This is a genomic window from Levilactobacillus zymae, from assembly GCF_032190635.1.
In the GTDB taxonomy this organism is placed as follows: Bacteria; Bacillota; Bacilli; order Lactobacillales; family Lactobacillaceae; genus Levilactobacillus; species Levilactobacillus zymae_A.
In genome coordinates, this window is the sequence record NZ_JAVLAS010000001.1 from 915,578 (window position 1) to 940,883 (window position 25,306).

Here is a 25,306-nt window from a genome sequence, read left to right on the forward strand (position 1 = left end):
GGACCAGCGATGGTTCGAGTTGCACTGATCAGTGATTTGCACTTTGACGTTAATCAGACCGATCCGGTTACCATGCTTCCCCGACAAGTCGCCTACTTAAAGCGGCAGCGGGTGGGGGTGTACCTGATCGCCGGTGATCTGACGAACCACTTTGACCAGTCCGTTGAAATTGCCGAGCGCCTACAACGACAGCTGGCGCCGGCGCAGGTGCGGTTTGTGGCCGGCAATCACGATATGCTTCACGATGTGACCGAGGCGGCCTTAGAAACGCCGTTGACGCCCACTTACTTGCATAATCAATGGCTTGACTTACCGGGTACCGACTGGCGAATTCTAGGGAATAACGGGTGGTACGATTACGGCTTTGCCGATAACCTCACGGGACGGAACTTTCTGGCCTGGAAAAACGCGTTCTGGGTCGATGGAAGTATCCCCCAGGATCTAAGTGACGCCCAACGGTTTGAACGGGTCTACGCGCAATTAACGGCCGAATTAGACCAGGCTCGGCAGACCGGCAAGCGTGTCTTGGTGATGACTCATTTTGTACCGCGCCGAGAATTTATTTTATACACGCAGGATAATCGCTTTTGGAACATGGCGAACGCGCTGATGGGGAGTCCGCGCTTAGGTGAGCTATTTGCCCGTTACCGGGTAGCGGCCGTGCAATTCGGTCACCTTCATCGCCATTATTGGCCCCAACACCTCGGGCCAACCTGGTATTGTAATCAAGCGTTGGGTTATCATAATCGGCGAATTAACGAGTGGGAAACGTTCGATTACTTCACGGAATGGCAACGACGCTTAAGAATTTTGACCTTAAATTAAAAAAGTTTCCAAAAAAGCTTGACGCTTTATACAGATTTTTGTATGATAGTGAAGTTGATTCGTTACGACGTTTCAAGTTTTTGGAGGGGTAGCGAAGTCTGGCTAAACGCGGCGGACTGTAAATCCGCTCCTTCGGGTTCGGTGGTTCGAATCCACTCCCCTCCATTTTTATTGGGCTATAGCCAAGTGGTAAGGCAACGGGTTTTGATCCCGTGATGCGCTGGTTCGAACCCAGCTAGCCCAATTAGAGGTAACATCACGAGAAGGACTCAGTCGTTAGGCTGGGTTCTTTTTTTTGTTGGGAAAAAATTGACAAGTCTCGTTTTTTTCGCTAAAGTCGAACTAATTACGAAACCAGACCAGTCAGCGTCTAATTGAACGGGATTGTCGGTCACGGCCGCGTGGACGGTCCTAGACCAGTCTTTGAGGGATACCGTTGTACGCAAATGTATTCGCTGCCATGGTTGGTGGGATTAATGGGACCGACGTGTTTTTGCCAGTCACCTAAGGAGGAAATTAGAATGAATATTGGATTTATTGGGGTGGGTGGCATGGCCCAAGCCATTATCGGCGGCTTGCTACAGGCCAAGGCGTTCTTACCAGAAGACATTATCGTTCACAGTCATCGACGGGAAAGCTACGAATCCTACGCAACACGGCATAACCTGGTAGCGGCGCCTACGAATGCGGCGGTGACGCGCGAAAGTGACCTCGTGGTTCTTGCCGTTACCCCGAACGTGGCGCCGGCAGTGTTAACCGAGATCAAAGATGAACTAGCAGACGGTCAGACGACCTTAATTTCTATCGTGGCGGGGTTGTCGTTGGCGGCCATGGCGCAACTGGTCGGACCCAACGTGCCGATCTTGCGGACCTTACCCAACGTGAACGTCGAGATTGGGGCCGGCATGACGGCCGTAGCGGCCAATGATCAATTAACTGGTGGAAAATTGACCAGCGCCCTGGGCGTTTTCGGTGCGATTGGTACCACCACCGAGCTAGCCGAGGATCAATTTGGCGTTTTCAGTGCCTTAGCAGGTAGTTCACCGGCCTATGTCGATTTGTTTATCGATAGTTTAAGTCGGGCCGGGGTTAAGTACGGTCTGACCAAACAACAGGCGACGCAGATTGCCGCCCAAGCTACCCTGGGGTCGGCCAAAATGATCTTGAAGAGCGATAAGATTCCGTTTGCCTTGATCGACCAGGTTGCTTCACCCGGGGGCAGTACCGTAGCGGGGCTACTCGCGATGGAAGAAGCGGGGTTGATGACGGCGGTGGTGAAGGGGATCGATGCCACGGTGGCCAAGGATAATGCTAATAGTCACTAACTTGTAGGTTGCAACGCTGGTCTATACCGATTATAATGACAATGTTGATAGCTTGAGCCTTAACTGAGGAGGAGAAACATGAGCATTGTCTTAAAGCACGCCAAGATTTACACCGGTGACGAGGTCATTGATGACGGGTACATTCGGTTTGATCAGCAAATTGAAGCGGTCGGGCCGGTCGCTGATTTTCGGCCCCGCCCCGCCGACGAGATCCACGTGGTGACGGGTCAAACAATCGTTCCAGGATTTATTGATGTCCATAGTCATGGGGGGTACAGCTATGATAGTATGGATGGGGACCCTGACCAAATCAACGAGATGGTTAACGACATGGTCAACGAAGGGATTACCTCATTGTTCCCAACGACCATGACCCAGTCTAACGAGGCCATCGATCACGCGATGAAGGGCATTGCGGTGGCGGCCGAAGAGAATCCCGTGATTCAAGGTGTCCATTTGGAAGGGCCGTTCATTGCGGCGATTTTTAAGGGAGCCCAGCCCGAGAAATACATTAAGGATCCCGACGTGGCCTTACTTGAACGGTGGAACCAGTTGTCCGGACACCGGGTGAAATTAATCACCTATGCGCCAGAGGATGCGGGGGCTGCTAAGTTCGAGAGCTACTGTTTAGCGAACGGTATCGTGCCGTCCGTGGGCCATTCCAACGCGACGCGCGAACAGTTGCTGAATAGTCGGGCCACCCACGTGACGCATTTATACAACGCGCAGCGGGGGTTACGCCACCGGGAACCCGGGGTAACCGGTCACGCGATGCTCGAAGACAATCTGTATTGTGAAATCATCTGTGACGGTTTCCACATTGTGCCGGACATGATCAAGCTGGCCTACGAGCAAAAGGGCCCCCACCGCCTAGAATTGGTCACGGATTCCATGCGGGCCAAGGGGATGCCCGAGGGTGTCAGCGAATTAGGTGGGCAAAAGGTCATCGTTAAGGACCGGCAAGCTCGCCTCGAAAGTGGCAACCTGGCCGGCTCCGTGTTGCGGTACGACGAAGCCTTCCGTAACGTGATCGCCTTTACGGGATGTGACGTCAATGACGCCGTACAAATGAGCGCGGTTAATCAAGCCGAAGAATTCGGTTTGACACAAAAAGGTAAACTAGTCGTGGGACGCGATGCCGACTTGAACCTGATGACGCGAGACTTGCACTTGCAAGCGACCTACAGTCTCGGGCGCAAGTTCGATCACACCACGAAGTAAGAAGATTTAGAAGGGATGTTGGGTGCTGTGAGTTCACCGATTTATATTCAAATTCATAATGACATTAAACGGGCCATCGAAGCCGGTAAGTGGGCCGTGGGGGACCGAATCCCATCCGAACGGGAGCTCTCACGCGATTTTGATGTGAGTCGGATGACGCTACGGCAGGCCATTCAGACCCTGGTCGACGAAGGAATCCTCGAACGCCAAGTGGGGTCGGGGACCTACGTGGCCAACCAAAAAGTACAAGAAAAGATGTCCGGGGTCACCAGCTTTACCGACCTGATGTTGGCCCAGGGCAAGCAGCCGTCCAGTAAGACGATTTCTTACCACGTGATGAGCCCGTCACTGAGTGAAGCTGAAAAACTTAAGTTGCACGAAGACGACCTGGTTTTGCGAATGGAACGCATTCGTTACGGCGATGATGTGCCGATTTGTTTTGAGGTCGCCACGGTGCCCGATCGCTTGGTCAAGGGCTTGAATAAAAAAGAAGTGACCAGTTCCCTGTACCGGGCGTTGGAAGACAAGAAGAAGCTGAGTCCGGGGAAGGCCCAACAAACGGTCTCCGCGATGTCGGCGTCCGAACGAATTGCCGAGTACCTCAAAATCAAGCGCGGGGACGCCATCTTGCGGTTGCGGCAGGTAACCTACCTGCAAGACGGGACGCCGTTCGAATACGTGCGCACCCAGTATGTGGGCGAACGGTTCGAATTCTACTTGGAAAAGTAGTTCGACGGCCCGAGACCCTGGGGGAACGCGGCCCCGTCGCGAAGTTAAATTAAAAAGGCCTCACAACCGTTAGAGACTTCTAAGGGGCTGTGGGGCCTTTGATTTAGGATTTTTCGTGTTTCGCTTGTTGCTTGACCAGCCGTAAGTAGTGGGGGATCACCGCAATCCGTTTGAGTCGTTTGGGCTCCTTGACCGTCCGGTAGAACCATTCTAGGTGGTGTTTTTGCCAGAACTCTGGCGCACGGGCTACCGTACCGGCGAGCACGTCAAAACTGCCACCGACCCCCATCCACAGGCCGTGGGTGGCCTGGCGGTAATTGGCAATGAAACGTTCCTGTTTAGGAAAGCCTAAGGCCGCAAAGACCATATCCGGGGCTTGAGTGGCTATGTCGTCGGCTACGACCTGGGCGTCCGAGAAGTAACCGTCGCGTAACCCGACAATCTTTAAACCGGGATAACGCTGAGGCAGGATGGTTTTTAACCGGGCGATGACTTCGGGTTTGGCTCCCACAAAGTAAGCCGAACGGTGCTGTTCACTGCCCCATTGCAGCAGGGTCAGCAGGGTATCAAATCCGGTGATGCGCTCGGGCAGGGGCTGTCCTAAAATCTGGGCGCCGTTTAAAATCCCGATGCCGTCGGGGGTAATATAGTCGGCGGACTGAAGGAGGGCCCGGTAGTCCGGATGGTCGTGGGCGTACATCACAATTTCGGGATTAGCGGTCACCACAAAGGTGTTTTGCTGCTGCACGATGCGGTGTTGCACGGCTGCCGTGAATTGAGCGGCTGTGGTGTTGATGAAGGGGATGTCGAGGACCGTAACGGTCGGAAACGTCGAGGACATGACAAAACTTCCTTTCCAAGTGAAGGGCGGGTCACCGTAAAATCTACCGTTAAAATTGGTGATTTTTGGCGGTCGGCGCCAGACTTTGCTATCATTTAATTTATAAGCCGGATTAGTGGGCTGAGTTTTTTGTTTCTGGTACTATGAAAAACAAGTATAATGAATCGGTTTCATGCTAAAATGAAACAGTTGAATCGCGTTTTAAATCGAGTTACAGTGCTGAAACCTAGCTAAGGAGAGTAAAATCCATTATGACGAACTTGTATCCTGACGACAGCTATACGCTCCATACGGATGCCTACCAAATCAACATGATTCAGACGTACTTTGAAGAGGGGATGGCCCAAAAGCACACCGTTTTTGAAGTGTTCTTTCGGGACATGCCCTTCCACAACGGGTATGCCGTTTATGCGGGATTGGAACACGTTGTCCATTATATCCAAAATCTCCACTTTTCCCAAACTGATATTGATTATTTACGGGAAGCTGAAGATTATTCTGAAGAGTTTTTGACGTACTTAGCGAACTTTAAATTTAACGGATCAATCCGTTCGGCGGTGGAAGGCGAGTTGGTCTACGCCCACGAACCGATTTTACAGGTCGAAGGGCCGTTAGCCGATTGTCAGCTGGTCGAAACCGCGATCTTGAACATTCTGAATTATCAAACGCTTATTGCCACTAAAGCCGCACGCATTCGCTCTGTGGCCGGCGATGACGCGTTGATGGAATTCGGGACGCGACGGGCGCAGGAATTCGATGCCGCGATTTGGGGGACCCGGGCCGCTTACATTGGGGGCTTTGACGCGACGTCTAACGTGCGGGCGGGAAAACTTTTCGGAATTCCGATTAGTGGGACGCACGCGCACGCGTTGGTTCAGACCTACGGCAACGATTATGACGCCTTTAAGGCCTACGCGCAGACCCATCACGATTGCGTTTTCCTGGTCGACACCTATGATACGTTACGCAGTGGGGTGCCCAATGCCATTAAGGTCGCTCAGGAGATGGGTGACCAGATTAATTTCCAAGGGGTGCGGATTGACTCCGGGGATATGGCCTACTTGTCCAAACGGGTCCGGCAAAAACTCGACGAGGCGGGGTTCCCCAATGCGAAGATTTTCGCGTCTAACGACCTGGACGAAAAAACCATTCAAAGCCTTAAGATGCAAGATGCGAAGATTGACGTTTGGGGGATTGGGACCAAGTTAATTACGGCTTTCGACCAACCTGCTTTGGGGGCGGTCTACAAGATGGTTGCGATCGAAGATGATCAAGGCCAGATGCAGCCGACCATTAAGCTCTCAAATAACGCCGCTAAGGTCACGACGCCGGGCAAGAAGCAGGTCTGGCGCATCACCAAAAAGACGGACGGCAAGACGGAAGGCGATTACGTGGCGTTAGATCACGAAGATCCGCGGAACGAAGATTCCCTGTACATGTTCCACCCGAGTTTCACCTATATCAGTAAGACCGTTTCCGACTTCATTGCCCGGCCGATTTTACAATCCATTTTTGAAGATGGCCAGTTGGTCTACAAGTTGCCGAGTCTGTCGGCGGTTAGGGACCGGTGTCGCGGGGCGTTGGCTAACCTGTGGCCCGAATATAAACGAGATTTGAACCCACAGAAGTATCCCGTTGATCTATCGCAGAAGTGTTGGGACCAGAAGATGGCCATCATCAAGCAAATTCATAATTACGTTCAAAAGATGCCCGAATAGGCACGAACCAGCAGATGAGGGGGCAGTTTCATCATGCGTAAGATGCAAAAAGAGATTATTGAAGCGTTAAAGGTGCAACCCACGATTGACCCAGAAACCGAGATTCGGCGGAGCGTGGATTTTTTAAAGGACTACCTGCGGCACTATTCGTTTATGAAGACGTTGGTGCTCGGCATTTCCGGTGGTCAAGATTCGACGCTTACCGGGGCGCTATGTGAACAGGCCGTGACCGAGTTGCGGCGGGAGACCGGAGATACGGCTTATCGGTTTATTGCGGTCCGGCTACCCTACGGCGAACAGGCCGATGAAGCCGATGCCATGGCGGCAATTGACTTTATGGGCGCCGACGAAGTCCAACGCGTAGACATTCAACCGGCCACCGATGCCATGGTTGCTGCCGTTACGGCCAATGCCGATGATGTCAGTGACTTTAATAAAGGGAATATCAAGGCGCGGCAGCGGATGATTGCCCAGTACGCGATTGCGGGTGCCCGGGCCGGAGCCGTGGTCGGGACCGATCACGCGGCCGAAGCCGTCACGGGATTTTATACCAAGTACGGGGATGGGGCGACCGACATTTGTCCCATCTGGCGCTTGGATAAACGCCAAGGAGCGGCAATGTTGACCTTCTTGGGAGCGCCCCAGCATCTGTATCAAAAGGTCCCCACGGCGGATCTTGAAGACGATCGGCCGGCTTTACCCGATGAAGCGGCTTTAGGGGTCCGTTATACGGATATCGACGACTATTTAGAAGGGAAGCCCGTCGCGGATGCTGCGGCCGATAAGATCGAAGCTTGGTACCGCAAGACGGCCCATAAACGACACTTGCCGGTAAACGTTTACGATACGTTCTGGCAGGCCAACTAACGGAGGAATAACGATGCGAAAGAATAATATGAATGCGTATATCGGGGCGTTGTCCCGGGTATTACAGGGAACGGAAGACGAAGCCGGAGACATGAACGCCGACTTTGAAACGCTGCGCCAGGCGTTAGATGCTGGCACCGTGGGTGACTTGTCGACCGCCGATTTAGCTCAGATTAAGGCTCACTTTCAGACGGGAACGACGGGGTACGTGGATAAGTTAAATCAATTACAAAAAGCCACGGTACCCGTTCGGGTGTTGGGTAAGCACAAGGCCTTGGTGGCAGCTTACCGGACTTACACGGAAGGTTGTCAAGCCATGACCGATAGTATTGATGCGGATAACCAAGTCGTTGATCAGGGCACCTTTGATGCGGCCGAGAAGACCCAAGAAAATGCCATGGGTAAGGTCACTGCCGCGACCCAACGGATCATGATGAGTGTTCAATAAGAAACAAAATGGAGGGTGGAGGCGACGGTCTCGACCTTTTCTAGGCTTAACGGTGGTATCATGAAAGGAGTAGGGCGGATGACGAACGCTGAGTTACAACGACTGGTTGAACGTCTCTCACAGGAGAGCTTTGGCCGTCCCTTTCGCCACCGGGCGACATTCAATGCACGATTACGGACGACGGGGGGCCGCTACCGTCTGCGCGATCATAACTTGGAGATCAACCCCAGGATGTTGACCGAACACGATCAGGCCACCTTGGTGGGCGTGATCAAGCACGAGTTGTGTCACTACCACCTGCATTTAGCTGGGCAATCGGGTCAGCACCGGACGAAGGCGTTTCAGACTTTGTTGGCGCAAGTCGGTGGGTTACGCTACGCACCGGCACCGCCACGCCGACCTGCTCGGCCGCGACAGTGGCAAGTCTATGTGTGCAGTCGCTGTCGGCAGCGTTATTACCGCTTACGGCGCGTCGACGTGACCAAACTGGTCTGTGGACGGTGTCACGGGCGACTGCAGCGGCAAGGCACCGTGTTAGCCGTCACCCGACCACACGAGATTTAAGAAGGGTATGATTTTATGGGGAAGACAATTATTCGCGTTCCCGCGACGGCTGCCAATCTGGGCCCCGGGATCGATTCAATTGGTGCAGCACTGCACTTGTACCTCACCGTCATTATCGAAGAAAAGACCGAAAAATGGCGGGTTAACCACGCACTGGGGACGGAGATTCCCCGTGATGAGCACAACCTGATGGTCCAAACGGCCCTGAAGGTCAACGATCAGCTGCAACCACACCAACTAACGGTCATGTCGGACATTCCTGTTTCCCGGGGACTGGGGAGTTCCACCAGTGCCATCATCGCGGGAATTAAGATTGCCAACGAGTTGGGAGAGCTGGATCTCAGCATTGCCGACCAGTTGAATTGGGCGGTCAAGTTAGGCGGGGCCTTGGATAACGTGGCGCCGGCCTTGTTGGGGCAAGCCGCCGTTGCCACGGTCGACGAGACGGGGCGAGCGGATGCGTTGAAGCTCCCGTTACCCGACTTTTCGGCGTTGGTCTTCATTCCAGCGCAGCGACTCTTGGTCGACAAGAGTCGGGCGGCCTTGCCTAAACAGGTTGATTTTCAAACGGCCGTCCACGCTAGCAGCGTTGCTAACGTGCTGGTGGCAGCGTTACTGGAGAAAAATTGGGAACTTGCGGCGCGCATGATTGAACGCGACGAATTTCACGAGCAAGCCCGGTCACAGTTGGTACCAGAGTTGACCCAAATTCGCGATGCGGCTCACGAACTGGGAATTACCGGGACGTACCTGAGTGGTTCGGGACCGACGGTGGTAACCATGGGGGCTTCTGCGAAACTAACGTTGTTACGCAATAAGCTGGCGGCTCAGGATTTGCCGGGAAGTCTCCGGATCATTCCGTTGGACCAAGCTGGCGCTACCGTATTAACCGACGCTTAATTCTGAAAACTCTAAAAATAACTCACAAAAAATGTTGCGACGACCATTGCGGTTTGGTATACTATTCCTTGTGAGTTAATGCGGCCATGGCGGAATTGGCAGACGCGCAAGATTAAGGATCTTGTCGGGGTAATCCCGGTGGAAGTTCGAATCTTCTTGGCCGCATCTTACTTAACATCGTTACCTGCGGGTAACGATGTTTTTTTGTGATTACAATTGCGGCGCAACATCTTTACCGGTTAATTGTGACAAATGGATAACATTTTCGTTGTGTCATCGTTTTCACACCCCGCAGACCTTTAAAAAAGGCGGCGGGGCGTGTAGAATACGGACTTAAACGTCAGCTCAGCTTTTCTAAAAATACCGAAGCAAGTTGCCTGACAAAACGGGGGAAAGGCGGTATAGTAAGTGCCTTGTGGTTAGAAAAGCCGCGGACAAAAATTTCAAAGGAGGTCGGCCTATGAACGACTTAACGACGGGTAATCCCTTAAAATTGATTTTCTTCTTCACGATTCCACTTTTGATTGGTAATTTATTTCAGCAATTATATAACGTCTCGGATACCGTAGTGGTCGGGCAAACGTTAGGGGTTAAAGCCCTAGCAGCGGTCGGCCCACGGGATCAATTAACTTCTTAATTATTGGGTTTGCCCAGGGGCTGACGGCGGGATTAGCTATTCTTACCGCGACCCGGTATGGTGCCAGAGATTATAAGGGGGTTCGCCGGTCGTTTGCCGCGAGTATCGTCATCTCAATTTTGATGACCATCGTGCTAACGATCTTATCGTTGACCTTCGTGGATCCCATCTTGAAATTAATGCAAACGCCCGCGGCGATTTTTGCCAATGCCCGGATCTTCATTAGTATCATCTTTATGGGAATCTTCGCGTCCATGGCTTTCAACCTGCTGTCCAACATCATTCGCGCCCTTGGTGATTCGCGGACGCCGTTGATCTTTTTGGTCATTGGGACCGTGGTTAACGTGATTTTGGAACTCCTATTCATTCTAGTCTTTCACATGGGCGTCGCTGGAGCCGGTTGGGCGACGGTGATTTCTCAGGTGATTGCCTCGTTACTGTGTGTGGTTTACATCGTGCGGTCCATTCCATTGCTCCACATTACCAAGGACGATTTTCGCATTGACGTTAAAGAACTTTGGGACCACTTCTCAACCGGAATGCCCATGGGTTTTCAGTTGTCGATCATTGCGATTGGGACCATGGTCATGCAGGCGGCCTTGAATTCTTTAGGTACCGATTCGGTCGCTGCTTCGACCGCCGCTTCCAAGGTGGATCAACTCTGTTCGTTACCGATGTCGTCGTTCGGGGTTACCATGGCGACCTTTGCGGCCCAAAACTTTGGGGCGGCCAAGTATGGTCGGATTCTCGAAGGGGTCAAAAAGACCCTGTGGTTGTCCGGTACCTTTGCGGTTGCCGCGGGGGGCTTAGTCATCTTCTTCGGTAAACCACTGGTTACCTTGATCATCGGTACGGCCGACGAACACGTCATTCAGCTGTCACAAACCTACTTCAACATTATTGGGAGTACCTACCTGCTTTTAAGCGTCCTGTTTATTATTCGTAATACCCTACAGGGCCTAGGTCGGCGGGTGTTACCCACCTTGGCCGGGGTCGGCGAGTTGACCATGCGGGTCTTCGCCGCACTGTTTATGGTCGGGGCCTTCGGATATGCCGGAGCCGTTTCCGCCGAACCCTTAGCTTGGTTGGGGTCGTGTGCTATCCTGATTCCGTCCTGGATTCGCGCCGTGCGGCAGTTACGGAACCTGCAACGTTCTGTGGATGTCGTGGACGACAAGGTCACGCCAGCAGAAGGAATTACGAGTGCGCCGGTCGCGGCTAGTCAGCATTCACAGCCTAAGCTGGAGTCATAAAATTCAAAACATGCTACACTAGGGAAGGTGATCGTTAAAGGTCAGCTTCCCTTTTTTGAAGCTAAAACTGATTAGAGGAGCTTGCGAAATGAAAAGCTTTATTTTTGATATCGATGGCACCCTGCTAGATACGGAAGCCATGTACATGAAGTCCCTGCAGGCCATTCTGCACGAGCGGGGGATGGAACGGTCGTACGCCGAATTGGCCACGACCTTCGGCATTCCTAGTAAAGATGCCTTATTGCGCTTAAAGGTGCCAGATTGGGAACGGGTGTTGGCCCTCTGGGGACCGCGAACCCAAGATTATCGCTCGACCGTGGCGGTTTATGCCGGTGTCACGGGAGCGCTTAAAGCCCTTAAGGCTCGTGGCGCTCAGCTGGCCATCATGACGTCTAAACGCCGCTTTGAGTATGAGCGTGACGTGGTTGCGGAAGGTCTGGCGGACTACTTTAGTCAGGTCGTCGTCGCGGAGGACGTGGCGCATGGGAAACCCGCGCCAGACGGAATTTTACTGGCAATGCAACGGTTGCACGCTGACCCGCAAGACACGGTTTATGTGGGGGATACCCTGTACGATTTAGCGGCCGCCCACGCGGCTAAGGTCCAGTTTGGGTTGGCTGCTTGGAACGGCAAACAACCGGATCTGATACCGGATGTAAGTTTTCAAACGCCGGCCGAGATGCTGAAGCTGTTGTAAACTGGTTGTCACCGTGCTTTTATGCTATATTGAAGCCAATCTAAGAATTTAGAAGAACCGTTAAAAGGGGTGGTAGCGTGCTGGCCATAATTGTAACCGGACACGGAGAATTTGCCCGCGGAATTTTACAGAGTGCTGAAATGATCTTCGGTAAGGCACCCAACGTGACTGCGGTGACGTTGGGGGTTGATGAAAGCGTTGAAGAGTTAGTGAGTCATTACCGCTTGGCGATTAGTCGGTTGGCCCCGATAACGGAGCTGTTATTCTTGGTGGATCTTTGGGGGGGTTCGCCATTTAATGCGGCCAGTCAACTCATCGCGGCCCATCCAGATCAGTACGGGTTGGTTGCGGGGTTGAACCTGCCGATGCTGATTGAGGCCTTAGCTCTGCAGCAACAGTCCCTGGCTGAAGTGATTCCGCAGTTGGAACGGACCGCGCGGGGAAGTATTCGGCACTTAGATTTACCAACTAACACGGGAGATGACGAAACGTTATGACAATGGCTATTCAACTTGCCCGGGTCGATGACCGGCTCCTTCACGATCAGGTGACGCTAGGGTGGATTAAGTCGGTCCGCCCCAATCGGATTCTGATTGTTTCCGATAGAGCGGCGCATGCTGACTTACACCAACTCGTGCAACAGGCCGCCCCTACCGCGGTGCCGGTGACCGTTATATCGGTGACTAAGATGGTTCAGATCTACCGCGATGCCCGGTTTGACGGGCTACGGCCGCTGATTTTGACAGAAACCCTACCCGCCATGGCTGAATTAGTGGCCCAGGGGATTGATTTACAGCCGACTGGCGTTAATCTTGGGAACCTGGCTAACTTGGTGCATAAAACGGCGCTGACCCCTAGTGTGGCGGTTAACGATGGCGACGTTCAAGCCGCCTTAGCCGTACAAGCGGCTGGGGTGAACGTCTACCTCCAACCGGTCCCGGGTGATCAACAACTAGACTTCTTGGAAGTCGCACGTCAAAATGGCTTAACGCGCTAGCCCGGGCCCCGTTACTGGGGGGATCCGTTTTGAAAATAATCATCATAAAAAGTGGCCCTTATTCCTGAATTGGGAATAAGGGCCACTTGGCGTTCAGCGGAACCCACCGCGCCTATGGCCGCACGTTTCGGCACTGTGACTGAGAAGAACAGATCCAGTCAAAAACTTAGGTCACAAAGCAGGGGTTCCGGATTCACTTGATTAACGACTGGTTAAACTAAAACGGGCTTGCCGTAGAGGTAACCTTGATGCAAGTTGATGCCATAGCGCTCGGCCAGTGCTTGGTCGGTCGCATTTTCCACGCCTTCGAGAATCATGGTCAGACGGTAGGTTTGGGCGACGTTAGCCCAGAAGGCCAGCGCTTGGGGAATCTGTTCGGGAGTTCCCGCAGAGCGATAATTTTGCATCGCAAACTTAATTTCATCGACGAAGGGCAACAAGTGGGCCACGTTGGGATACGTGTTGGAACCGGTCCCGACGTCATCAATCACCAGCTTGATCCCCGCCTGGTGTAGCGCCAAGCTGAAGAGTGTAACTTCGGCCAAAGTAGGTGCCTCTGTCAGTTCGATGGCGAGATTGATGGCCCCTAACTGCCGTTTTAGGGTGAGAATGATGCCCAGCGTTTGTGGGGCCCGGAATTGTTGGTTGTTAAGGTTAAAGGCCAGGCGCTGGTTCGTGGCCACGACGTTGAGGGCGCTGGCGGTATGTTTCAACAGTTGCGCCTGATCCGCCACGGAAATTTCAGTAAAGGAATTGGGTAAAACCCAAGCGTCATCTTTTTGCTTACGCAGAAGGGCTTCGTACCCAAAGATTTGATGGTTTTGTTGATCGACTTGTGGTTGCGCAAAGAAACGATACATTGTTGGGTTCACTTCCTTTAGCGAGAAAAATCATGATATCATCTTTACCTTAGCACAAATTTAACAATCCGCAAGGACGTAGACCTTTTATGACGATAATTGATTCACTTTGCAATGGTAGAATGACGAGATGTTTAGTTAAATAACTATTCTAACTAGTGAAACTTAGCCAATCGTTGGTATTGACTCAGCATCCAAGTCTTGTAAGTTTTGCCCCGGGGGAGGGTTTCCGTGACGTTGAGGACGGGAACCTCCGCCTGATGGGCTAACTTAACCATGGTCGTGACGGTCTGACTGCTAGCCTGCGAGTTATTGACAAAAAAGGCGATTTTACGGTGGCGAATACTGGTTTGGAGCTGATGGACGGCTCGTGGGGCGGGATCAGTGCCGTTTTCTACGGCACGTTCAAAGGCGACGTTGCCCCGACGATAGCCTAGGGCATCCAGGGCGTAGTCAAAGACCGGCTCACTAACGGCGACGGTTCGGTGGGCCGACCGGTGCTTGAGGCGGTTAATTTCCCGGTCCAGGGGCCGTAAACTAGCGATATAGGCCCGTGCATTCCGGTGATAGAACTGCCGATAACGGGGCGCCTTTTGACCGAACCGCTGGGCGAGCGTCGTTGCGAGTTGGGCCATGGTCGTGGGGCGGTACCAGACGTGAGGATTGGCCCCGTCTTTGAGCCGGCACACATCGTTACCAACCCGGAGATATTGGGGGTGTGACTGGGCACTACGACCTAATTTGTCGAGCCAGCCGTCGTAACCCAGACCGTTACCTAAGACAAAGGTTGCCTGAGTCACGGCCGCCGCATCGCGAGGCGTTGGTTCAAAATCATGGGGATCAACGGCCGGGTTCTGAATAATGGTCGTGACCCGACTATGCTGGCCCAAGACGGCCTGAGCCACTTCGCCATAGAAGTCGAGGGAAGCGACCACGTGAATTGGGCGTTGCGTCGTGGTCGCTGTGGGGGTTGGCCGCCCACAGGCCGCTAGCCCCATGAGCACCAGGCCGACCAAACCATAGAGTCCCAATCGCGAAAACTTATGTAACATGAAAATTCCTCTTTTCCCTAAATAGTAATTATTACGATTTAGAAGTTTACCGGATTGGTTCCACTTTGACAAGGAAAAACTTAAAATCCTCCGCCCCGGCGACCCGGGAACCCCAATGCGCGGGATAATTCCATAAAAAAACGGCCACTCCCGCAAGAGTGGCCGTTGAAGCTGTTAAGTTAGTAACCGTAGCCGTTACTGCCCGTGGTCGTGGTGCTAGCAGTATCCGTTGCTCCCGTATTATCACTGTCGCCGTTGATGGCGTCGGTGGTGAACTTAGTGGTGTTAGCTAAGCCCAGCGTTTTACGAATGTGATTCGATACGCGCTTTAATTCCTTAGTGGTCGGGACCTGATACGATAACCCATCGATCATGGCATCTTGGCCTTGCAGGGTTTCAGACTTAATGTGGTGCGAAGCGTCTCCGTATTTAGCCCGAATCTGCATTAAATCATCAAAGGTTAAATCGGTCTTCAAGTTTCCGTTTAACGAGGTCAAAATTTGTTGGTAACGGGTGATGGACGATAGGCCAGCTGCCTTGACGACTAACTTCTGCAGAACCTGGCGTTGCCGCTTTTGCCGCCCGTAGTCCCCTTGGGGGTCATCGTAGCGCATCCGAGAATAGGAGAGGGCTTGTTTCCCGTTCAGGTGCACCTTAACCCCCTTCTTAACGTCGGCTTGGGCGTACTTGAAGGTCAGTGGTGGAACTACGTCAACCCCGCCGACCGCGTTGACCATCTTTTCCAGGCCACCCATGTTAATGATGGCGTAAAAGTCGATCGGAATGTCTAGGAGATTTTCTACCGTCTTGACGGCGGTGCTAGGACCACCGATGGTGTAGGCCGCGTTGATCTTTTGAATCGAAGCGTTGGCCCCGGAACCAACCGTGACCCGCGTATCCCGTGGAATACTGGTCAGGTAGGCCGTCTCCGTGGTGGGGTTGATGGTGGCCACCATGATGGTATCGGTCCGGCCGACGTCGGATCGGCCTAAAGCCCCGGTGTCGGTCCCCAACATCAGAATCGAGAACGGTTTATTCTTCTTCAGAACGGAAGACACGTTTCGACTCTTGGAGATGTTCGAGGATTCGTAGGTTTGGTTGAACGTTTTTTTGGCGGACGACCAGGCCTGGTAGCCGTAAGCCAGTCCGGCGGAAAGCAAGACTAGCAAGACGGTCACAATCGTCCACATAACGGGACGATGGGGATGAACTTCTGGCGCTTTAAAGTGTGAGTTACGGTCTGCACGTCGGTCATAGACTTGTTCAAAGTCCTCCGGTGACCGTTGCCGGCTACTTCCATTATCTTTCGGCATAATTTATTTCCTCATCTTCGTCAAAATCTTTACACATTATAGAACGGAACCGTTCCAGATGAAAAGGTTCGGCCGTTCTTTAAGGGGATTTTAAGAAACCACCCCGTCACACCGGGAGTCTCCCGGTGACCTCAATTCATCTATTACACCATAATTTTAATGATTCGTAAACGGGACGACTTATCCCAGGGGTGACGGATTAATCCCTGCTGTCTGGCGGCTTGTGAAGTCGTCAAGGCCACGGGAGGACCGTCAAGCGGGGGTTTGTAACCGGTTACTTATCAAGCCAATATAAAAATTATGCTATAATGGGACCCGTTACTTAAGAAAGTCTAATTTTTTCTTATGATTGTCAAGGAGGGGCGAAAATGGGCGTCTTTGTAAATAGTGTGTCGGGGGTGCTGATCATTCTAGTGATGATCACGCTGGGGTACGTCCTTGCTCGCCTAGGTTGGTTCGATGACCAGGCGCCCAAGCTCATCGCCCGGCTGGTAACCCAGATTGCGTTACCGGCTTATATGTTGGACACCATCATGTCTAAGTTTACGGCCGCTAAATTAAAAAGCACGTTACCGGACTTACGTTTTCCGGTCGTTTCCATGCTGATTATGTTTGGCTTGTCCATTATCGCGTTTCATTTATTCCGGATTAACCCGAAACACCGGGGCCTTTTCGAATCGATGTTTTTAAACTCCAATACGGTCTTTGTGGGGTTACCGGTGAACATGGCGCTATTTGGTGAAAAGAGTCTGCCGTTCGTGTTGGTCTACTACATGGCCAACACCACCTTTTTCTGGACGCTAGGGGTCTATTTGATCCAGCGTGACGGCCAGGGCAAGGGAGAATTTGACCTCAAAAATACGCTAAAGAAAGTCTTCTCACCGCCATTGTTGGGTTTCATGGTGGCGGTGGTGCTGGTCTTACTGGGCGTAAAGTTGCCGCATTGGATCATGATGGACTTTCAGTACATCGGGGGTCTCACGATTCCGTTATCGATGATTTTTATCGGCACAGCCATCGCTGGCGCCGGGTTGCGGAACATTCGGATTGATCGGGACAGCTTGGGGATCTTGCTGGGCCGATTCGTGATTGCCCCGCTATTGATGGCCTGCCTGGTCTTGCCAACGGGAATGCCGTTGTTGATGAAGCAGGTGTTTATCATCCAGGCGGCGATGCCCGTGATGACTAACGCCCCAGTGGTGTCCAAGCTCTATAACGCGGATTCCGATTATGCCGCGATTATGGTGACCGAAACGACCTTATTGAGTTTAGTGGTGATTCCCATTCTCATGGTGATTATCCAACATGTTGCTTAGCTGATACAGAAGGAGAAGGTTTGTTGTTTTGAGAAAAACGATGCTGTACATTTTGTTTTCGACGTTGATGTTTAGTTCGATGGAGATTGCTTTGAAGGCCGCGGGTGGGGCGTTTAACCCCATCCAGCTAAACCTGATTCGCTTCTTCATCGGCGGGGTGGTGCTGTTACCCATTGCCTTAAAGGCTTTGGCCAAGCAACATCGGCGCTTGACGCGAAACGATTGGGCGTTGTTCGCCCTGACGGGGTTGGTCTGCGTCATTATCAGCATGACGTTGTACCAATTGGCCATCACGGTCGACGAGGCGTCCACGGTGGCGGTGCTCTTTAGCTGCAATCCCGTGTTTGCCCTCATTTTCTCTTACCTAATCCTGCACGAACGGCTAGGCCGCGCTAACCTGATTGCGGTGCTAGTTTCCATCGCGGGACTGATCGTGATTGTGAACCCCGCTCACCTGACTAATCCGGTCGGGTTGGCGTTAGCCGTGGGGTCGGCCTTGACCTTTGGCCTGTACAGCATCGTTTCCCGGTGGGGCTCCGTGCGGCATCACTTTAATGGTATTGTGATGACCTGTTTTACGTTTTTAGTCGGGTCCGTTGAGTTACTGGGGGTTATGCTGCTAACCCACGTCCCCGCCGTGGCGGCTAGAATGCAGCAAGTTGGTTGGCTACGCGACTTTGCAGCGTTACCAATTTTGAAAAACGTCAGTCTGACTTATTTCTGGTTGCTCTTCTTTGTGGGGGTCTGCGTCACCGGGGGTGGCTTTGCCTTTTACTTTTTGGCGATGGAACGTTCCGACGTCTCCACGGCCTCGTTGGTTTTCTTCATTAAACCCGGCTTGGCCCCCATTCTCGCGGCGGTGATAATTCATGAACAGATTCTACTTAATACCATTATCGGGATTGTGATCATCCTGATTGGTTCGGTGATTACCTTCATGGGTAACCGGGTCAAGTCACGTGAGTCTGATCTGGTGACGGCCTCGGCGACGGTACCGGTGAGTCAATTTCAGGCGCAAACGGCGGACGATGCCCAAGATGCCGATCAATCGGCGCCGGCGGATGACGACGAAGCTTAAGGATTACGGGCCGGGCAGGTTGCTCGGCTTTTTTCGGTTCAGCAACCGGTCCTTAAATTTGTCGTGAAAAAACGAACATGCGGGTCTGGATTTCCGGGGAGCTATGGTATCATGGGCAGTGGAAACCGGTAGAGAAAGGGAGTATGGCGGATGGCAACGCTAGTCATTTTACGGCACGGCGAGAGTGTCGCGAATCGAGACAATATTTTTACGGGATGGAGCGACGTCCCGCTGACCGCTAAGGGCCGGCAACAGGCCCAGGCGGCCGGGAAGTTGGTCGCGCAAACGGGGTTACGCTTTGGGGCCTTACACACGTCACTGCTGCAGCGGGCCATTGTGACGTCTAATATCGTCTTGGAGTGTTTGGACCAGTTGGCCATTCCGGAATATAAATCCTGGCGGTTAAATGAACGCCACTACGGTGCTCTGCGGGGGAAAAACAAGGCCAAGGTGCGTGCGGCAGTGGGGGATCAACAACTCATGATCTGGCGGCGCAGCTTTAAGGCCGTCCCCCCACTGCTCAGTACGGTGCACCAAGATCGGCGTTACGATCGTTATAGTCCGCACTTAGAACCGTTAGGGGAGAGTCTGGAGATGGCCTATCACCGTTTGATGCCTTATTGGACGAACCAAGTCGCGCCCCGCTTATTGAACGGTCAAAACCAGTTAATTGTTGCTCATGGCAGTACGTTACGGGCGTTAATCAAATACCTAGATCGGGTCCCCGATGCTGATATTGCTAAGGTTGAGGTGGCCAACGGGGAACCGATTCGTTATGACTTTGACGAGCGGTTACGCATCACTAGCAAAACGGTTCTATAACAGATATTATAATAAACTTAAGTTGGGTCAAACAATCGGGGGAAATGATTGTTTTTACCCAACTTTTTCGTATAATCAGAAATAGAGTAGGCTGTTTCAATTGGGGGAAAGAAAATTGAATACACGAAATCTAGGACATTGGTTAATTTTACTAGTGATTATTGGGGGAATCGGTGGCGTGGTTTACGGGATGCACCGTTTAGACGCCAACGATAAGCAGGAAGTGGCGACAACCAACCGGAAGCACGCTAAGCAGTCACGGCAGGCCATTAAAATTGCCGCGGCTCAGAGTAAAGCGCAACGGGCGGGCAAGGTCACCACGTTTGATAAGAAGAATTCGGGGAGCCGAACGCCCATTTTTACGGCTAAGGTGAACCGGGATCTAAAGGCCCGTCGGTTTGTCGGGACGGCCTTGGTGGTTAAGAACGATCGGGTGGTTTACCAAAAGGCGTTTGGCTATGCTAACGCGGCCAAGCACCGGAAGAATAAGGTCACCACGCAGTATTTGATTAACTCGATTCAAAAGTCATTGACCGGTCAATTAGTCATGCGTGCGGCCCAATCTGGGCAGTTGCAGCTGACCGATCGGTTGAGTCAGTATTATCCTCAGATTAAAAATAGTAATAAGATTACGATTCGCCAGATGTTGGATATGATGGGTGGGGTCACCGGTGATATGGCGCCGGCGACCACGTTAACCGAAAAACAAGTCTACCAATATGCCCAACAGAACGCACAAATTAATCCTAAAAAGATTAATCGATTTGACTACCAACCGATCAGTTATGTGTTGTTGGCCGGAATTTTGAACCAGGTGACGCACGAGTCGTATTACAAGTTGTTCTATCAGCAACTGGTGACGCCACTGGACCTGAACCATACCAGCTTCGCCCAGCTTTGGCGTACTTCTGCTAAGCGGACCGTCAGTTATGGTGGCGCTCGGCCGGGGCAATACCAGACCGCGCACACACCAGCCGCAAATGACATGGCCGCCCAGCTGGCGACTGGGAATGCGACCATGAGTGCCGGCGACCTCTTTCGGGCTGAACGGGCGGTTATTCAAGGTCAACTGTTAACCACGCCGGCGGGGGCGCAGGTCCTGCACCAAGCCACGACCAACCTCCACTATACCGGGGGGATGTACCATTATGACCAGACTGGCTACTACGGGCATGGCATGGGGGACTATTACGAAAGTACGTTTGTGATGAGCAAGAACGGGCGTACCGGGGTGATTTTTCTCTCGAACAGTTTCGAAAAGAAGACCATGTTCCCGAAATGGTCGACGGAACAATTGGCGATGGACCTGTTCCAAGAAGTGAATACCACTAAGAAGTTAGCCTAAATTTACCAAATATCAAAAAGCTCACGACAACCGTAATTGTCGTGAGCTTTTTCGTGGTTAACTTAACGGTGGGACCACGGGCAGTGAGCTGTGAATTAAGCTAAGGCGCCCATTGGATCCCAGGGTGCTAAGACCGTGGGTTCTTCGGTTTCTTGGATCTGACGCAGGTCGGCTGGCAAGAATTCCTTGTTCACCACGACCTGGTAGCAGTACTTATCCATCCAGGCGTCGCTCATCACGAAGTAACCCTTGGTGCCGACTTTTTCACCCCAGGAGTTTTCAACCTTCCACTTGGTTGGCTTGCCATCGACCAAGTCTACGCCGGTCAGAACCATGGCGTGGGTCATCAGGCTCTCACCGTAGTCCAACTTTTCGGCCTTGGACATGTCGAAGTCGATGTTGAAAAGTTCGTCCTTGTGGTAGTAGTTGGTATCCATGATGCCCTTTTGGCGTTCGGAAGATTGACCAACATCACAGCCAAACCAGACGGATTGACCGGCCTTCAACTGCTTGATGGCTAAGGACTTGAAGTCGTCCATGGAAACGTTTAAGTGCTTGACGGCTCGACCGCCCACCACGTTACCCAGCATTTCGATGGTGTAGGTGTGGTTGTAAGGCTTGTCAGCAGTTGGGGCGTTGATGATGGAGACGTAGTCGGATAAGTCCCAACCGACATACTTGTCGAAGAACGTCTTCGGGGTCAAGCCCTTGTCGATGTGGTAGTTCTTGTCGTCGTCGCGGTATTCGAAGTCGAATTCGGAAACGGGTTCGCCTAACGTGTAGGCCAATAACCGGTAGTCTTCCTTTAACATCTTGTCCTTAGCGGCCGCGATGTCGTCGGCACTGGCGTTGTCGGCCACGAGCTTACGGAGCACGACGGCGTCCTTACGGAGTTTCAAGTTCAACGTACTGTTCAGTTCGCTGGACTTGGAACTGTTGTAGGTTTCAGGCATGACCGACTTCGGGACGATGCCGTACTTTTCGATGATGGCACACAGCATATCCCACTGGCCACCGTCTTGTTGGGGCGTGGTCATCAGAAAGGCGACCTTCCGGCTGGACGTTGGTTGGTCCGCCGTAGCTAAGACGTTTTCGTAGAAGTAGTTGGCCTTCTCGAACTTGTCCCAGAAGTACGTGTAGTTTTGGGAAAGTTCAAAATCGCTCAACTTAAAGAGGTCGGCTAAGTGGTGCCGCATCGTGTTCAGTGCGGCAAACATCCAGCAACGACCACTTTGCTTTTGATTAGCGACCTTACCCGTGTCCAAATCAATGGAGAATACGGGGCTCATGTCAGCGGCGGAAGCGTAATCGGCCGCGGTGGCTAAAATCCCTTGATGGCTAACGGCCCGTTCAAGAACCTTGGCGGTTGGATCGTCCGTTAGTGCTTTTTGGTAACTGGCGGTTTGCGCCGCCGTAATTGCTTTACTCAAATTCGTCACTCTCCTAACTATTCTCTCATTGTACGCCAATTTTCTCATTTTTTGAATGGAAAGGTGGGGGTTCCTCGTGACGAACAAAAAAATTCACTAAATAATAGAAGAAAACGTTTTCTTGAAGGCGATTGGCCCATTAATCGCCTGATTAGGGGGCAACCTATGCTACAATAGCTCGCAGTTTGTCTAAAATACTGAAGGGAAGTCGATCCGGATGCACCTGACTCAACGCACAGTTTCTCATTATCTCGGCGGATTTGCGCTGGTTCTGATCATGGTCGCCAGTGCCACCTGGCTCCACGACAGCGAAATTATCTTACCCGAGGTGGGGGCCCTGACTGCGGGAACCTGGATTTACCAAAACCCGGGATGGATTCACCAACCGTTTAAAATTTTTCTCGCGCCTTCTGGGACCGCTTTGATTGGTTTTTTAGCCAACCAGTTGGCCTGGCCCTACGCCGCTAAAGTGCTGGTCGGCTTATTAGTGATGCTGGGATGGTTACGGGTGGTTCATTCAACCCTAGCCCCATCATTTGCGACGGGACTGTTACCACTCATTGTGAACGCCACCCACTGGTCGTTCATGCTGGCGATTTGTGTCCTGACGGGGTGCTTGATGCTGGGCACCTATTGTCAACGACAATACCCCAAGGCCCTGGCGCCCCGACCCACTACGGTCACCCAGATGAGCTGGTTTGCGGGCTTGGTGACGGTGTGGATCGGCACCGTAGCGTTGGTGGGGTTGCCGCAAATGGCGGCGGTCCCGCCGGTACTGGTCGTGTTCTTCGAAGTGCTGCAACGGCCCACGTACCCGGGGGCCCTGGCAATGCGTCACTGGCTCGCGTTAGTCGGGGCGGCCAGCCTGGGGGTGGGGATTCACCTGGTCATCGCGTCATGGCTACTGAGTACGGTCATCGCGTTGCCCCTGGTCTACGGGCTATTGGCGGGATTGCGCTTAAAGCTTCCCGCCGCGTACGCCTTTCCGTTGTTAGCCCTGGTATTACCCGCAAACATGTTCCGCATGCTGCCCGTAACGGCGGTATTGGCAGCGGGATTTTTCCTGGGAGCGGTCGTGATCTTAAAACGTCAACCGGTCACGGTGATGGAAAACGATTAGTCGGCAAAACGACCATTATTCCTGAATTTGGAATAATGGTCGTTTTGAGGTTAAGTGGAACTAACCGCTGTGGGGTACCCGTTACGGCACCATGGTGAAAAATTGATAAATTTAACGATATTAATCGCGCGCGTTTAAGACTTCCGGTCCGTCTTGACGACCCACGATGACCGTGTTGACCGTGTCTAAGAACAACCCGTGTTCCACGACCCCGACGATGCCATTTAAGGTGTTGGCCAGTTCGTGGGGGTGATCAATGCGCCCCAAGTGCAGGTCGATGATGTAGTTCTTGGAGTCGGTGAGGACGTGTTGACCATTGTCTTGCATCCGGAAAGTGGGGTGCAAGCCCATCTTGTCTAGCTTTTCCAAAACGTGCGTAGAGCCGAAAGGAATGACTTCTAGGGGTAACGGGAACTTACCCAAGTGGTGGACTAACTTGCTTTCGTCCACAATCCACATGTTCTTCCGGGAGTTAATCGCCACAATCTTTTCCCATAAGTGAGCAGCGCCGCCACCCTTGATGCCTTGGAAATTGTCGTCAATTTCGTCGGCACCGTCGATGGTCAAGTCCAGGTGATCCACCTCATCTAATTGCTTGATGGTGATGCCCAGGGATTCGGCTTGCTTAGCGGAACGGTCGGAAGTGGCCACGCCAATAATGTGTAACCCTTCCTTGGCAACCCGTTCGCCCAAAGCGTCAATCATATACTTGACGGTCGAACCGGTCCCAATTCCTAAAATCATGCCATCTTCCACGTACTTGACGGCTTCTTGGCCTACGAGGGCCTTTAATGCGTTTTGATCCATGGTAGAATTACTCCTCTTCTGTGTGGTGGTTTAAATCAACTGGCTGAACGGCCTGCGGACCACTGACGGGCAGCTGGTGGGCTGCCAACAGGTTCGGGACCGGATGTTGGGTAAAGTAACGCTTGGCGTACGGATCCAGCACTTTAACGGTCACTTGCGCGGCCTGGGCACGGCTAGTAAAACGTTTAAGCAAGTCGACGGCCAGGCTGAGCGGCTGTTCGGGTCGAACAAAGAGTTGTTCCAAGACCCATTGATCCGGGCTTAAAACCAGGTAATGTAAGCTAGCCTTAAGCTGATCATGGTCCAGGATCGTTAAGGTGCCGGGTGCTTCACGGATTGTCATGGCGTTACTCCCTTCATGACCAATTTCTACCTATGATTTTGGTCTATCCAGCGTAGCTTGTCAACTCCCATTTTTTAGCGGAGCTTTTTAACTGGTAATCTGGGAGCGAGTTGCTTATCCTAGTAACAGAAGCTACAACGTGACAGAGCCGTCGAGTCTCGTGACCAACAGCTACCATAAAAAAGACAAGGGAGTCGCTTATGCTAAGAGGATTTGAAATTGTTAGTCGCTACGCTAATCAAGGGTTGAAGGTCCCCTACCGGACCACCCAGCAGTCTGCCGGGTACGATTTTGAGTGCGCCGAGGATTTTGTGTTACCGTCAATTTGGCGTCACGATGTCTTACACGCCTTCAAGCGGCTACGTCATCGTGAGCCATTGACCACCGAAGAGCTGGTAGCTGGTAACCATGACCTCCGACCATTTTTGGTGCCGACGGGGATTAAGGCCTACATGCAACCCGACGAGGTGCTGCTGTTGGCGAACCGGTCGAGTAATCCGCTCAAGCACGGGTTGATCTTACCTAACGGGGTCGGCGTGATTGATGCGGACTATTATAATAATGAAAAGAATGAGGGCGAGATCTTCGTGCAACTCGTGAACGTGAGCCTGCACGACGTGACCATTCCGAAGGGGCAGCGGATTGCCCAGGGGATTTTCATGCCGTTTCGGTTGGCGGACGGGGAACAGGCACCGCAGCAACAACGAACCGGTGGGTTTGGCTCATCCGATCATCGCTAAAATTTGCCTAACAGACTAGTGGGGGCTGGCCCCCGAGATATGCTAGAATAAACTTAAT

At 52.5% G+C, this 25,306-nt stretch carries 25 protein-coding genes, 3 tRNA genes and 1 pseudogene; 22 read left to right on the forward strand and 7 right to left on the reverse strand.

Annotation, left to right across the window (positions count from 1 at the left end; all coding sequences use genetic code 11):
- Positions 1-9: 9 nt before the first annotated feature.
- The 6 genes from RI501_RS04065 (at position 10) to RI501_RS04090 (ending at position 4,100) form a co-directional block, all read left to right on the forward strand.
- Positions 10-825, forward strand: a complete 816-nt coding sequence (locus RI501_RS04065; protein ID WP_313820472.1) for a metallophosphoesterase — start codon at positions 10-12, stop codon at positions 823-825.
- Between the two features lie 82 nt (positions 826-907).
- A tRNA-Tyr gene (locus RI501_RS04070) sits at positions 908-990 on the forward strand.
- A gap of 7 nt (positions 991-997) precedes the next feature.
- A tRNA-Gln gene (locus tag RI501_RS04075) sits at positions 998-1,069 on the forward strand.
- 277 nt (positions 1,070-1,346) lie between these two features.
- Positions 1,347-2,150, forward strand: coding sequence for a pyrroline-5-carboxylate reductase (gene proC / locus RI501_RS04080; protein WP_313820473.1), 804 nt, complete (start codon positions 1,347-1,349; stop codon positions 2,148-2,150).
- Between the two features lie 78 nt (positions 2,151-2,228).
- Positions 2,229-3,371, forward strand: coding sequence for an N-acetylglucosamine-6-phosphate deacetylase (gene nagA, locus RI501_RS04085; protein ID WP_313820474.1), 1,143 nt, complete (start codon positions 2,229-2,231; stop codon positions 3,369-3,371).
- 27 nt (positions 3,372-3,398) lie between these two features.
- Positions 3,399-4,100 (forward strand): GntR family transcriptional regulator, encoded by a 702-nt coding sequence (locus RI501_RS04090; protein WP_313820475.1) that lies wholly within the window; start codon positions 3,399-3,401, stop codon positions 4,098-4,100.
- A 103-nt stretch (positions 4,101-4,203) separates the two neighbouring features.
- On the opposite strand, the gene RI501_RS04095 is transcribed toward RI501_RS04090, so the two are convergent.
- Complete coding sequence (locus tag RI501_RS04095) at positions 4,204-4,941, reverse strand: WecB/TagA/CpsF family glycosyltransferase (RefSeq protein WP_313820476.1); 738 nt, start codon at positions 4,939-4,941, stop codon at positions 4,204-4,206.
- Positions 4,942-5,192: 251 nt separating this feature from the next.
- Here RI501_RS04095 and RI501_RS04100 point away from each other — a divergent pair, with 251 nt between their 5' ends.
- From RI501_RS04100 to RI501_RS04145, 10 genes and pseudogenes are all read left to right on the forward strand, one after another.
- Positions 5,193-6,659, forward strand: coding sequence for a nicotinate phosphoribosyltransferase (locus tag RI501_RS04100; RefSeq protein ID WP_313820477.1), 1,467 nt, complete (start codon positions 5,193-5,195; stop codon positions 6,657-6,659).
- Between the two features lie 33 nt (positions 6,660-6,692).
- Positions 6,693-7,526, forward strand: a complete 834-nt coding sequence (gene nadE / locus RI501_RS04105) for an ammonia-dependent NAD(+) synthetase (protein ID WP_313820478.1) — start codon at positions 6,693-6,695, stop codon at positions 7,524-7,526.
- A gap of 13 nt (positions 7,527-7,539) precedes the next feature.
- Entirely contained in the window at positions 7,540-7,974 is a 435-nt protein-coding gene (locus RI501_RS04110) for a hypothetical protein (protein WP_313820479.1), read from the forward strand.
- A gap of 78 nt (positions 7,975-8,052) precedes the next feature.
- Positions 8,053-8,538 carry a SprT family protein gene (locus RI501_RS04115; protein ID WP_313820480.1) on the forward strand — a complete coding sequence of 162 codons (486 nt, stop codon included), beginning with the start codon at positions 8,053-8,055 and terminating at the stop codon, positions 8,536-8,538.
- 15 nt (positions 8,539-8,553) lie between these two features.
- A complete protein-coding gene (thrB, locus tag RI501_RS04120) occupies positions 8,554-9,438 on the forward strand; it encodes a homoserine kinase (protein WP_313820481.1) in 885 nt (294 codons plus the stop codon).
- A gap of 80 nt (positions 9,439-9,518) precedes the next feature.
- Positions 9,519-9,603: transfer RNA gene (locus RI501_RS04125), tRNA-Leu, on the forward strand.
- A gap of 295 nt (positions 9,604-9,898) precedes the next feature.
- Positions 9,899-11,328, forward strand: a pseudogene (locus RI501_RS04130) (MATE family efflux transporter).
- A gap of 88 nt (positions 11,329-11,416) precedes the next feature.
- Positions 11,417-12,025 carry an HAD family hydrolase gene (locus RI501_RS04135; protein ID WP_313820482.1) on the forward strand — a complete coding sequence of 203 codons (609 nt, stop codon included), beginning with the start codon at positions 11,417-11,419 and terminating at the stop codon, positions 12,023-12,025.
- A gap of 77 nt (positions 12,026-12,102) precedes the next feature.
- Positions 12,103-12,522 (forward strand): PTS sugar transporter subunit IIA, encoded by a 420-nt coding sequence (locus tag RI501_RS04140; RefSeq protein ID WP_313820483.1) that lies wholly within the window; start codon positions 12,103-12,105, stop codon positions 12,520-12,522.
- The gene (locus RI501_RS04145) at positions 12,519-13,022 is read left to right on the forward strand and encodes a PTS sugar transporter subunit IIB (RefSeq protein WP_313820484.1); all 504 of its coding nucleotides are present in this window, start codon (positions 12,519-12,521) and stop codon (positions 13,020-13,022) included. The genes RI501_RS04140 and RI501_RS04145 overlap by 4 nt, the downstream gene beginning before the upstream one ends.
- A gap of 212 nt (positions 13,023-13,234) precedes the next feature.
- Here RI501_RS04145 and RI501_RS04150 read toward each other — a convergent pair whose 3' ends face one another.
- The 3 genes from RI501_RS04150 to RI501_RS04160 all read right to left on the reverse strand — a co-directional run bounded on the left by RI501_RS04150 (position 13,235) and on the right by RI501_RS04160 (position 16,247).
- Entirely contained in the window at positions 13,235-13,882 is a 648-nt protein-coding gene (locus RI501_RS04150) for an EAL domain-containing protein (protein WP_313820485.1), read from the reverse strand.
- Between the two features lie 155 nt (positions 13,883-14,037).
- On the reverse strand, positions 14,038-14,934 hold the full coding sequence (locus tag RI501_RS04155) for a metal ABC transporter solute-binding protein, Zn/Mn family (protein ID WP_313820486.1): 897 nt from the start codon (positions 14,932-14,934) through the stop codon (positions 14,038-14,040).
- Positions 14,935-15,113: 179 nt separating this feature from the next.
- A complete protein-coding gene (locus RI501_RS04160; protein WP_313820487.1) occupies positions 15,114-16,247 on the reverse strand; it encodes an LCP family glycopolymer transferase in 1,134 nt (377 codons plus the stop codon).
- A gap of 368 nt (positions 16,248-16,615) precedes the next feature.
- Here RI501_RS04160 and RI501_RS04165 point away from each other — a divergent pair, with 368 nt between their 5' ends.
- The 4 genes from RI501_RS04165 to RI501_RS04180 all read left to right on the forward strand — a co-directional run bounded on the left by RI501_RS04165 (position 16,616) and on the right by RI501_RS04180 (position 20,808).
- The gene (locus RI501_RS04165) at positions 16,616-17,563 is read left to right on the forward strand and encodes an AEC family transporter (RefSeq protein WP_313820488.1); all 948 of its coding nucleotides are present in this window, start codon (positions 16,616-16,618) and stop codon (positions 17,561-17,563) included.
- Between the two features lie 28 nt (positions 17,564-17,591).
- On the forward strand, positions 17,592-18,641 hold the full coding sequence (locus RI501_RS04170) for a DMT family transporter (RefSeq protein ID WP_313820489.1): 1,050 nt from the start codon (positions 17,592-17,594) through the stop codon (positions 18,639-18,641).
- 150 nt (positions 18,642-18,791) lie between these two features.
- Positions 18,792-19,463 carry a 2,3-bisphosphoglycerate-dependent phosphoglycerate mutase gene (locus tag RI501_RS04175; protein ID WP_313820490.1) on the forward strand — a complete coding sequence of 224 codons (672 nt, stop codon included), beginning with the start codon at positions 18,792-18,794 and terminating at the stop codon, positions 19,461-19,463.
- A 115-nt stretch (positions 19,464-19,578) separates the two neighbouring features.
- Entirely contained in the window at positions 19,579-20,808 is a 1,230-nt protein-coding gene (locus RI501_RS04180) for a serine hydrolase domain-containing protein (protein ID WP_313820491.1), read from the forward strand.
- 95 nt (positions 20,809-20,903) lie between these two features.
- Here the strand turns inward: RI501_RS04180 and RI501_RS04185 are convergent, their stop codons facing one another.
- Positions 20,904-22,238, reverse strand: coding sequence for a C1 family peptidase (locus tag RI501_RS04185; protein WP_313820492.1), 1,335 nt, complete (start codon positions 22,236-22,238; stop codon positions 20,904-20,906).
- A gap of 217 nt (positions 22,239-22,455) precedes the next feature.
- On the opposite strand from RI501_RS04185, the gene RI501_RS04190 reads away from it, so the two are divergent.
- On the forward strand, positions 22,456-23,358 hold the full coding sequence (locus tag RI501_RS04190) for a hypothetical protein (RefSeq protein ID WP_313820493.1): 903 nt from the start codon (positions 22,456-22,458) through the stop codon (positions 23,356-23,358).
- A gap of 120 nt (positions 23,359-23,478) precedes the next feature.
- Here the strand turns inward: RI501_RS04190 and rpiA are convergent, their stop codons facing one another.
- Both rpiA and RI501_RS04200 read right to left on the reverse strand, forming a co-directional pair.
- Positions 23,479-24,165 (reverse strand): ribose-5-phosphate isomerase RpiA, encoded by a 687-nt coding sequence (gene rpiA / locus RI501_RS04195; RefSeq protein ID WP_313820494.1) that lies wholly within the window; start codon positions 24,163-24,165, stop codon positions 23,479-23,481.
- 7 nt (positions 24,166-24,172) lie between these two features.
- Positions 24,173-24,508 carry an acetyltransferase gene (locus RI501_RS04200; RefSeq protein WP_313820495.1) on the reverse strand — a complete coding sequence of 112 codons (336 nt, stop codon included), beginning with the start codon at positions 24,506-24,508 and terminating at the stop codon, positions 24,173-24,175.
- A gap of 200 nt (positions 24,509-24,708) precedes the next feature.
- Here RI501_RS04200 and RI501_RS04205 point away from each other — a divergent pair, with 200 nt between their 5' ends.
- On the forward strand, positions 24,709-25,248 hold the full coding sequence (locus RI501_RS04205; protein ID WP_313820496.1) for a dCTP deaminase/dUTPase family protein: 540 nt from the start codon (positions 24,709-24,711) through the stop codon (positions 25,246-25,248).
- Positions 25,249-25,306 lie beyond the last annotated feature (58 nt).

Excerpts from the sequence above, each read along its gene's own strand:
- RI501_RS04065 (WP_313820472.1), top strand. The coding sequence starts at position 10 with ATGGTTCGAGTTGCACTGATCAGTGATTTGCACTTTGACGTTAATCAG.
- proC (WP_313820473.1), top strand. The coding sequence starts at position 1,347 with ATGAATATTGGATTTATTGGGGTGGGTGGCATGGCCCAAGCCATTATC.
- nagA (WP_313820474.1), top strand. The coding sequence starts at position 2,229 with ATGAGCATTGTCTTAAAGCACGCCAAGATTTACACCGGTGACGAGGTC.
- RI501_RS04095 (WP_313820476.1), bottom strand. The coding sequence starts at position 4,941 with ATGTCCTCGACGTTTCCGACCGTTACGGTCCTCGACATCCCCTTCATC.
- RI501_RS04100 (WP_313820477.1), top strand. The coding sequence starts at position 5,193 with ATGACGAACTTGTATCCTGACGACAGCTATACGCTCCATACGGATGCC.
- nadE (WP_313820478.1), top strand. The coding sequence starts at position 6,693 with ATGCGTAAGATGCAAAAAGAGATTATTGAAGCGTTAAAGGTGCAACCC.
- RI501_RS04110 (WP_313820479.1), top strand. The coding sequence starts at position 7,540 with ATGCGAAAGAATAATATGAATGCGTATATCGGGGCGTTGTCCCGGGTA.
- RI501_RS04115 (WP_313820480.1), top strand. The coding sequence starts at position 8,053 with ATGACGAACGCTGAGTTACAACGACTGGTTGAACGTCTCTCACAGGAG.
- thrB (WP_313820481.1), top strand. The coding sequence starts at position 8,554 with ATGGGGAAGACAATTATTCGCGTTCCCGCGACGGCTGCCAATCTGGGC.
- RI501_RS04135 (WP_313820482.1), top strand. The coding sequence starts at position 11,417 with ATGAAAAGCTTTATTTTTGATATCGATGGCACCCTGCTAGATACGGAA.
- RI501_RS04145 (WP_313820484.1), top strand. The coding sequence starts at position 12,519 with ATGACAATGGCTATTCAACTTGCCCGGGTCGATGACCGGCTCCTTCAC.
- RI501_RS04150 (WP_313820485.1), bottom strand. The coding sequence starts at position 13,882 with ATGTATCGTTTCTTTGCGCAACCACAAGTCGATCAACAAAACCATCAA.
- RI501_RS04155 (WP_313820486.1), bottom strand. The coding sequence starts at position 14,934 with ATGTTACATAAGTTTTCGCGATTGGGACTCTATGGTTTGGTCGGCCTG.
- RI501_RS04160 (WP_313820487.1), bottom strand. The coding sequence starts at position 16,247 with ATGCCGAAAGATAATGGAAGTAGCCGGCAACGGTCACCGGAGGACTTT.
- RI501_RS04165 (WP_313820488.1), top strand. The coding sequence starts at position 16,616 with ATGGGCGTCTTTGTAAATAGTGTGTCGGGGGTGCTGATCATTCTAGTG.
- RI501_RS04175 (WP_313820490.1), top strand. The coding sequence starts at position 18,792 with ATGGCAACGCTAGTCATTTTACGGCACGGCGAGAGTGTCGCGAATCGA.
- RI501_RS04190 (WP_313820493.1), top strand. The coding sequence starts at position 22,456 with ATGCACCTGACTCAACGCACAGTTTCTCATTATCTCGGCGGATTTGCG.
- rpiA (WP_313820494.1), bottom strand. The coding sequence starts at position 24,165 with ATGGATCAAAACGCATTAAAGGCCCTCGTAGGCCAAGAAGCCGTCAAG.
- RI501_RS04200 (WP_313820495.1), bottom strand. The coding sequence starts at position 24,508 with ATGACAATCCGTGAAGCACCCGGCACCTTAACGATCCTGGACCATGAT.
- RI501_RS04205 (WP_313820496.1), top strand. The coding sequence starts at position 24,709 with ATGCTAAGAGGATTTGAAATTGTTAGTCGCTACGCTAATCAAGGGTTG.